Genomic DNA, 10,522 nt, shown 5'->3' on the forward strand with positions numbered 1-10,522 from the left:
TACGTAAATACCACATTTTTTATATTTGTCTTTTTGTCAAGTACAATTTATACTAAATTAGATGAGCTTACCCTGCAGCAATATAGAGATTCAGGGTCAATTCATACTGACTTTGCCAGCAGTTGACTGTCAGTAGCTCAATTCCTGTTTGCAGATAGACCATTGCGGCTGCGTAGGCGGTAGAACTTCTGGCCTTACCTCCCGCTTCTAAGTTGAGTAGGGCTAAGGCTTCTCGTTCGCTTAGTTGATGGATTAACTCAATTCCTTGATTCAAATGCCCCACAATATCAAAGAGTTTTTCTTCTTTTTCAATATCCGAGGATTTTTGTAGCAGTAACTGCCCAATTTTGAGATGAGTGGCTTGTTTTTGGTCGTTGGGAATCAATGAATAAGCCGCTTGCTGAACGCGATCGTGCAAGAACTTATAAGTTGGATTAGCAACAGACCCAGGAGGGGATTGAGCATCTGCTTGAATCAAGTTATAGCCTTCTGCCATCACTAAAATGAGTCCTTCAAGCAAGGCTTTCCATAGCACTGATCCCGTTGGATCGGGTACTTCTTCGCTGACTACTGCTAATGTATCTAAATCAAACTGCGCCCCAATGCAAGCCGCCAATTTTAGAACATCCTGAGTTTCTTTCGGCAACTTCTGCAATTGCACCGCCATAAACTCCACCACATCCGAGGCGTGGGTAAGTCTAACTTGAGCAATATCGCACTGCCACCCCCCTTGACTGCCCCCCTTACTAAGAAGGGATTGAGGGCGGTCAAAAATAATCAGCCCATCTTCATGCAACGCCTTGAGGAATTGAGTAGAGAAAAAGGGATTTCCTTGAGTTTTTTCATAAACCAATTCTGTCAAAGGTTGAGCAAAAGATAAATCACAAATCAGCGTATCTGCTACCAACTGATTGAGATCTGCTAAACTCAACGGTTGCAGGGTAATCGTATTCACTGCTGCCCCAGACTTCACAATCTCATCCACTGTTAACATAAACGGATGAACAGGTGACACTTCATTATCCCGATAAGCACCCAACACCAATAGATGCCCTGTATTTTCCATCAATAGTTGTAACAATTTCAGAGATGCTGAATCCGCCCACTGTAAATCATCCAAAAATATCACTAAGGGATGTGAGGCAGTAGTAAATACTTGCACAAACTTTTGCATCAACAGATTAAAGCGATTTTGGGCGGCACTTCCCGACAATTCTAGTGCAGGATTTTGAGCGCCAATAATGCGTTCTAACTCAGGAATCACCTCAATCAGCACTTGCCCGCTCTCGCCTACTGCTGTCAGAATCTTGGTTTTCCATGTTTGTAAATGAGCCTCGGATTCTGATAATAACTTCCCCATCAATTGCCGAAATGCTTGCACAAATGCACTGAAGGGGATATTGCGCTGGAATTGGTCGTATTTGCCTTTAATAAAATAGCCTCCTTGTCGGGCTATAGGCTTATGGACTTCGTTCACTACTGCGGTTTTACCAATTCCCGATAAGCCAGCCACCAACATCATTTCGGCGCTACCTGTACTGACTCCTTCAAAGGCTGCTAATAGATGAGAAACTTCCATTTCCCTACCGTAAAGCTTTTCGGTAATTAAAAAACGGTCGGTAATATCCCGCGTTCCCAAGGCAAACTGCTCAATGTTACCCGTTGCTTGTACTTGAACCAGACACATTTCTAGATCGTGCTTTATCCCCCCTGCTGTTTGATAGCGGTTTTCCGCATTTTTAGCCATCAATTTACTGAGAATTTGAGACATAATTACGGGAATTTGTGTCTCGATTTCGTGCGGCGGAACTGGTTGTCTGGCAATATGGCAGTGAACTAGCTCTAAAGCCTCTTCTGTCTCAAAAGGCAATTTTCCTGTCAGCAATTCGTAGAAGGTAACGCCGAGGGAGTAAAAGTCAGTACGGTAATCGATAGAGCGATTCATCCTACCAGTTTGTTCTGGTGAGATGTATGCAAGGGTTCCTTCCAGAATGCCGGGGTTTTTCAGTATCGGTGTTTCTCTGGTTAGCTGAGTGGAAATGCCAAAGTCAATAATTTTTAATTGTTTCGTTTCCGGGTTGTAAACAATATTCGAGGGGTTAATATCTTTGTGGATAATATTGGCGCTGTGAATTTGCCCTAATGCTTCCGTGGTGGCGATCGCAATTTGCAAAAATTCCTCTAGAGTAAAGGAGGGCTGCTGCATCCAAATTGTCAAGGATTCCCCGCCAAAGTCCTCCACAAACATCACGAGGCTATTTTGGTATTTTTGCAAGTCATAAACTTGTATGACTCCCGGCTCTTTTAGCTCTTGGGTGATGCGGTATTCGGTGCGGTAGCGCACCAATTCTTGAGGTGTGGGGTAGCTTTCTTTGAGCAGTTTGAGGATAATTGGCTCTTGATCTGCTTCCCGAATCGCCCGGTAAACCAGAGAGTTGACACTTTCGTAAAGCAGCGTCTGGACAGCAACGCCTGGAATAGAGAGCATATTGATTTTTATGGTAAAAATTAAAGCTAACTCAAAACGCAGCAGCTTTCTGTATACAATAGCGCGTTAGAAAGGAAAAAAAATTCTTTTTGTAACAAATGTTTAGTTTTTCCGGTACCAGCCTGCAAATACTTTGTGGTAGCCCCGATCGCGATCGCCTAATTTGTAGGATGCCTCAACAGTCGATCGCACTTTTGCTTTGATTTTCAGCCCACATTACGCAGCCTGGGCTGTGACACAGCATAATTACGCATGAAACTCTATTTTTAAAGTAATAAATTATGGCTTTAAAACGTTTTTTATCAGTCAATCTACGGTAAAAAACTATAAATCATAGCTTTATTGCTGGCTAAAACTAAGTAAAAACCGATCGTGACATTTGAGGGTGCAGAATTTGGGTTTTATGTATAGCAACCGCCCTGATGGTGACGAGGTTCTTAATCGCTAAGTCTACGCCGCTGTTGACCGCACTGAGCGGCCAATACCTTAAAGTTATAATTGTCCGATACGTGCTCTGCCAGCTAAAAGCTAATGAAACTAGCCTTCTTTTCTATACATGGTGCTGCAATGCTAGCGAGCGCAGCCACTATTGTCAGTACAGCGGTGGTACAAGCACAACCCATTGTTCCTGCACCCAATGACACTGGCACTACTGTCACACCCGACGGCGATCGCTTGAATATTACAGGCGGCCAAACTTCTAGAGATGGAGCCAATCTTTTCCACAGTTTTCAACAGTTTGGGCTTAGCGAAGGGCAGATTGCTAATTTTATCTCTAATCCCGCTATTCGCAACATTATGGGTCGGGTAGTAGGCGGGAATCCTTCTATTATTAATGGTTTAATTCAAGTAAGTGGCGGCAATTCCAACCTGTTTTTAATAAATCCTTCGGGCATTATCTTTGGCCCTAATGCTAGCTTGAATCTTCCGGCAGCCTTTACAGCTACTACTGCTACTAACATCGGTTTTGATTCCGGTTTCTTCAATGTGGCTGGAGCGAATGATTACAGTAAGCTGATAGGAACTCCCAACACTTTTTACTTTAATCTCAGCCAACCGGGAAGTATCGTCAATGCAGGTAATTTAGCTGTTGTGCCGGGACAAAGTATAACTTTAATCGGCGGTACTGTCGTCAGCACGGGTTCTCTCCATGCTCCCCAAGGTAATATTATTGTCGCTGCTGTCCCCGGTAAAAATGCTGTTCGTATTAGTCAAGAAGGGCATTTATTAAGTTTAGAAATTGGGGTTGTTGACGGGGGATTGTTGGCACAGAATGGGCAATTATCTCTGCCTTTGTCTCTTCCGCAATTGCTTGCTGGCGCAGGTGAGAACTCTGCTACTGGCGTCTCCGTTAACGGTGCAGGAGAAGTGGTTTTGACGGCGGGTTTGAGGGTGGAAAGCGGGGATGTGGCGATCGCTAGTTCTACTGTTAATAGTCAGAATGCTACACTCTCGGCTGCACGTAATCTCACTTTGGTAGAAAGCCAGCTACTTACTGAGAACAATTTGTTTCTGTTGGCAGGAGATACGGTGCGGGTGAGGGATGGCAGTTATCCTTTCAGGGCGATCGCAGGCGGCAATCTTACTATACAAGGTAATCAAAATATTGATATCTTCGCCCTAAATTACCCTAACCCTGCATTCCAATCCTCCGGGGATATCACATTATTTAGCAATGGCAATGTTTCGGGTGATGCTCACTTCGCTGCGCGTGGTAATTTTTCTATTCTCACATTGTCTGGCAACGGCGCCAGTTTTGTGAGTTTGTACGACCCGATTATTAGCTCGGATGGAGATGTGAGATTTGGGGATTATACTGGAACCTCACTTAAGGTAGAAGCAAAAGGCGCGATCGCGGCGGGAGATATTACCATCAATGGGCCAGATACTACTTTGTCAGGTTCCGCCGATCCAGATGCGGCGGTGCTTTCAGGTAGTGCAGCTTTAATTTTGCGATCGGGCGTTTCGACTTTGGCGAATGCTGCCAATTTGCCGCCGAATGTCACCGAAGGGGAGACATTTTTTGCTTCACCGGGTGTTGCTTCGGGCAATAGCATCGGAGTGGGAGCGATTTCGACAGTAGGCGGGCCTGTGATTTTGGAATCAGCAGGGGACATTGCGTTGGATGCGATCGCCACTTCTGGGGGTAATATTACTCTCCAAGCTGCCAGCGACATCGCCGTTACAGGCACTCTTCAGTCTACTGGCGGCAGTATTGACCTCACGGCTGGCAATCTTCTCACAGTCAGCGGCACTTTTACAGATAGCAGCGGTGTAAATGCGAGCATTTCCAGCGCTAATGGCACGGGTGGCGGCGCGATTACTCTTCGCCACGCGGGGGGCACGACTACACCTTTTATTGTCGGCGATGCGACAACGAATGGGACGGCGGGAGCCATTACATCAGGTTCGGAGACTATTTCGCCACAATTCCCGGTGCCAGTGCCGCCCAGCACTTACACTCAGGGCAATATTGCGATCAGTTCTTCCGCGCCATCTCCAACACCGGAACCAACACCATCGCCGACACCGGAACCGACACCGGAACCAACGCCGGAACCAACGCCGGAACCGACACCGGAACCAACACCATCTCCAACACCGGAACCAACGCCGGAACCAACGCCGGAACCGACACCGGAACCAACACCATCTCCAACACCGGAACCAACACCATCTCCAACACCGGAACCAACACCGGAACCAACGCCGGAACCAACACCATCTCCAACACCGGAACCTACACCACAACCGACACCACAACCGACACCACAACCGACACCATCTCCAACCCCACTACCAACGCCGGAACCGACACCACAACCGACACCTTCTCCAACCCCACTACCAACGCCGGAACCGACACCATCTCCAACACCTTCTCCAACCCCACTACCAACGCCGGAACCAACACCATCTCCAACACCATCTCCAACACCATCTCCAACACCATCTCCAACACCATCTTCAACACCACCACCAACACCATCTCCAACACCATCACCAACACCATCACCAACACCATCACCAACACCATCTTCAACACCACCACCAACACCATCCTCAACACCAGCACCAACACCATCTTCAACACCACCACCAACACCATCTTCAACACCACCTCCAATATCAGAACAAACACCATCTCCAATATCAGAACAAACACCATCTCCAATATCAGAACAAACACCATCTCCAATATCAGAACAAACGACATTACCGGATATTTCAATTACCAATGCGATCGCTCAATCTGGCAATTTGAATATCATTAATAGAATTGAATCTCTTTTTAACTACAGATCCGATTGGGTAAGCGAAATTGTCCAAACGGCATCGCCTCTAAATATAGTTAGCCGCAGCGATATCACACGGCTAATCGATAGAGGCGATATCCCACAAGCCATTTTCTTTATCGATATCTTCTACAGTGAACAAGTGGGTTCATACATTAATCAGGAAATCAGGCGCGATTTGCAATCTTTTACGGCCATACAGAAAAGAACTAGAATCATCGCCAGCCAAACTGGTAAAAAACCAGCCATTATCTACGCCTTCTCCCGCCCTGAACAATTAGACCTGATCGTAGTCCCCCCTAGCGGCATCCCTATTCATAAAGCCATCCCCGCCGCCCGACGCGAAACTTTGATGCAAGTCGCAGCCAATTTCAGCTCTGAACTCACTACTTCCAGAAACATCAATACTGAGAGCTATTTGCCAGCATCCCAACAACTTTACCAGTGGATAATTGCGCCCTTGGAAGCTGATTTGAAAGCTCAGGGCATCGATACGCTAGTTTTTAGTATGGATGCAGGGTTGCGATTGCTCCCCTTAGCCGCCCTCCATGACGGTTCTCAATTTCTAGTAGAAAAGTACAGCATCGGACTCATTCCCAGCGTCAACTTAACCGATACTAGCTATGCAAGTGTTAAAAATGCTGAAGTTTTAGCAATGGGAGCCTCACAATTTACTAATAACCCACCCTTGCCAGCAGTGCCTGCAGAACTTAACGCTATTGCCTCCGAATGGAAAGGCGAATCCTTCCTCAACCAAACCTTTACTCTCAACAATCTTAGGTCACAGCGCAAAGACAGACCCTATGGGATTATTCACCTCGCCACTCACGGATACTTTAACCCAGGATCACCGAGCAATTCTTACATTCAGTTATCAGATAGCAGGTTAACACTCGATCGCGTGCGGCAACTAGGGTGGAATCAGCCACCTAAAGTTGAGCTATTGGTGTTGAGCGCTTGCCAAACTGCTGTGGGTGATGATGACACCGAATTAGGTTTTGCGGGGTTAGCTGTGCAAGCGGGGGTGAAGTCAGTTTTGGCGAGTCTTTGGTATGTCAGCGATGAAGGTACTTTAGGGTTAATGGCTGAATTTTACCATCAGTTAAAGGTCGCGCCGATTAAAGCCGAAGCCTTACGGCAAGCTCAAATCGCCATGATCAAAGGTCAAGTTCGCATTAAAAATGGTCGTTTAATTTTGTCAAACTTAAATAAGCAGTTAGAATTACCGCCAGAATTAGCTCAACTGACTAATGAAAATCTCTCCCATCCTTATTATTGGTCTGCCTTCACGATGATTGGGAGTCCTTGGTAATGTCATTGCGAGGAACAAAGCAATCGTAATACCAATTTAATGTGAAGTTGCACATATCTCGATCCCCCTAAATCCCCCTTAAGAAGGGGGACTTTGATAAGACTCTTATCCCCCCCTTCTTAAGGGGGGCTAGGGGGGATCGAGATTTAATAGTCAAACAACAGTCTCTGACTGGGTTTGAGCTTAAGTTGACACTAATGGGCTTTTGGAGTGTCCCTACGGGGATAGAACGATAGGCGGGGCTACTTCATAAAGGTGGAATTTGCTGTAAGTTATATTTTAGTGAAATCTATAAAGTTTAACAATTAAAGAGGTTGCATAATGATACAGCAAAAAAATATTTCAAATCTAGTTTTTATTGACTCAACTGTTGAAAATTACCAGAGTTTAATTAGCGGCATTTCCCCAAATGCTGAGGTAATTATCCTAGATGAAACGCGGGATGGCATTGAGCAAATTACCGAAAGGCTAGCAATTGAACAAAATATAGAAGCAATCCACATCATCTCTCACGGTAGTCCAGGTGCAGTACATCTCGGTGTAAATACACTCAACAGCAGCAACATAGAAAGCTTCGGCCCTCAACTCAAACAGTGGCGCAAAGCATTAATTCCCGGTGCCGATATTCTCCTCTACGGGTGTAATGTCGCGGCTGTTAATCAGCCCCGGCGAATAGAATTCGCGGCTATACAAACAAAGTCCGGATGGTGCGCGGACTATGGAATTTCAACCCGCGCAGGCGGGTTTAGTTTGTGTAGTAGCGGTTTTAACCGCCCAGTTGAAAGTGCTACAAAGCCCACAAAACCTAACCAATTCCTCCAACGCCTGAGTGAGTTAACTGGCGCGTCGGTTGCAGCTTCCAAAAAGCTGACGGGAAGTGCTGCAAAAGGCGGCGACTGGGAATTAGAAGTGAGAACCGGAGAAATTAAAACACCGCTAGTATTTGAACCCGAAGTATTAGCAGCTTACGAGTATGTTCTCTCAACTTTCGGCGCTGCAACAAACTTTGGCGTGGGGACAAATCCCTACGGTATTGCTACCGGGGATTTTAACGTCGATGGCCAACCTGATTTAGCTGTAACAAACCAAGGATCTGACACTGTTTCCATCCTGTTAGGAAATGGGACTGGTGGCTTTAATCCCGCGCCTATTCCTACCTTGGCGGTGTCAAGTCCCACATCGATCGCGATCGGCAATTTTAACAACGATAATTTCCCTGACTTGGCAGTAGTAGGTAGCGGCAGTGGTGGCGCCCTCTCAATTTTCCTAGGAAATGGTACGGGCGGTTTTGGCAGCCCCACTCCATATCCTACAGGAGTATCCCCTATCTCGGTTGCAGTTGGGAAGTTTAACGCTGATAACTTTTCAGACGTAGCAGTAGTCAATGCAAGCCCTGGCAGTACCTCTGGCACTGTCACAATTTTGCTGGCAAATAGCAGTGGCAGCGGGGCATTGAATTTCAGTACCAACTTAACGGTGCAGTCATTGCCGGCTTTCATGGCTGTCGGGGACTTTAACGGGGATACTTTTTCCGATTTAGCTGTACCGAACAGTTTATCTAACACCATTTCTGTTTTTTTAGCGAATGGCACTGGCGGCTTTGGTGCAGCTACTAATTTTGGCGCTGGGCAAAATCCAAATTCGATAGCCACTGGGGACTTTAACGGAGACACTTACCTCGACTTGGCCACAGCTAACAACGGATCTAACAATGTTTCAATTCTCTTGGGAAATGGCACGGGCAGCTTTGGTGCAGTCACTAATTTTAGCGCCGGGACAGGGCTGCAAGGCATTGTTGCGAATGACTTTAGCAGAGATGGCCAACTTGACTTAGCAGTAGGAGGCACCGGCGGCGCTACAATTTTAGTAGGCAATGGCAGTGGCGGTTTTAGTGCACCCATTAACTTTGCTGCGGGGACAGATCCAACTTCCCTTATTTCAGGCAACTTTAATGCTGACACTCTCCCGGATTTGGCAGTAGCGAACAACGGTTCAGACAACGTTTCTGTGCTGCTAAATACACCCAATACAGTTAATTTCGGGGCTGCCACTTACAGCGGTACAGAAGGAACAACAGACACAGTAGTTAATATCCCCATCACCATCAGCGGTGGCACACCTTTCAGTGATGTAGTTGTACCAATTATCATCGACCCTAGTAGCACAGCCACCGAAAATTCCGACTACGCCTTTTCGCCTACCTCGATTACATTCCCCGCAGGTGCAACAGGTGCCGCACTCACCCAAAATGTTGCAGTTACTATCAAACCTGACAACATAGCTGAAAACGCCGAAACCGCAATTCTCAACTTTGGCACAATTACTGGTGGGGTTGCAGGTACAACGACTCAAACCACACTAACTATTGCTGCTAACGGTACTGTTTCTTATGCCGTCGCCGCTGGTACTGCCAGCATTCCTGAAGGTAATAGCGGCACAACTCCTCTAACTTTTACGGTGACTCGTAGCGGCGGTGCTGGTGTAGCGAGTAGCGTCAATTATGCGATCGCGGGAACTGCTACCAACGTCAGCGATTACAACAATATCGGTGGCACTTCTGGGGCAACGGGTACGACTGGCACGATCAATTTCGCCACTGGTGAGACATCCAAAACGATTACTCTCGATGTATTAGGCGACAGTGCGATCGAACCTGACGAAACTGTTACCCTCACCTTGTCTAATCCTGTCGCACCAGGTTCAACTCCTACTATTACCGCTGATGCGGCCGCAACAACTGTCACTAATGATGACACCGCAGGTTTCACCCTTAACACTACCACCACGACTGCGACTGAAGGCGGTGCAACTGGAAGTTACAGTGTTAAGTTAAATACTCAGCCGACTGCACCTGTTACGATTAGCTTTGATACAGGCAGTCAAATTAATCCGATTTCGTCGATAAATTTTGACAGCACTAATTGGAATGTTGCTCAAACTGTTGCGGTTGTTGCTGTTGACGATAATTTAGTTGAAGGAAATCATACAGGTGCGATCGCGCCTACTTCTACCAGTAGCGATGTTAATTATAACGGCATCACAATTTCGACTGTTAGCGTCGCTATTACTGATAACGACACTGCGCCAACACCAACGCCAACTCCGACTCCGACAACAACTCCGACTCCGACAACAACTCCGACTCCGACAACAACTCCGACTCCGACAACAACTCCGACTCCGACAACAACTCCGACTCCGACAACAACTCCGACTCCGACAACAACTCCGACTCCGACAACAACTCCGACTCCGACAACAACTCCGACTCCGACAACAACTCCGACTCCGACAACAACTCCGACTCCGACAACAACTCCGACTCCGACAACAACTCCGACTCCGACAACAACTCCGACTCCGACAACAACTCCGACTCCGACAACAACTCCGACTCCGACAACAACTCCGACTCCGACAACAACT

Annotated in this window: 2 protein-coding genes and 1 pseudogene; 2 read left to right on the forward strand and 1 reads right to left on the reverse strand. The window is 46.8% G+C overall.

What is annotated here, in order from left to right; all coding sequences use genetic code 11:
* Positions 1-73 precede the first annotated feature (73 nt).
* Positions 74-2,488 (reverse strand): annotated as a pseudogene (locus tag QUA00_RS34845) (ATP-binding protein); the annotation flags it as partial.
* 567 nt (positions 2,489-3,055) lie between these two features.
* Here QUA00_RS34845 and QUA00_RS34850 point away from each other — a divergent pair.
* Together QUA00_RS34850 and QUA00_RS34855 are read left to right on the forward strand one after the other, a co-directional pair.
* Complete coding sequence (locus QUA00_RS34850) at positions 3,056-7,096, forward strand: CHAT domain-containing protein (RefSeq protein WP_445305782.1); 4,041 nt, start codon at positions 3,056-3,058, stop codon at positions 7,094-7,096.
* 321 nt (positions 7,097-7,417) lie between these two features.
* Positions 7,418-10,522 (forward strand): DUF4347 domain-containing protein (locus QUA00_RS34855; RefSeq protein ID WP_333413076.1); only part of this gene is annotated, 3,105 nt, incomplete at its 3' end.

It is taken from the genome of Microcoleus sp. T2B6 (assembly GCF_036700475.1).
Classification (GTDB): domain Bacteria; phylum Cyanobacteriota; class Cyanobacteriia; order Cyanobacteriales; family Microcoleaceae; genus Microcoleus.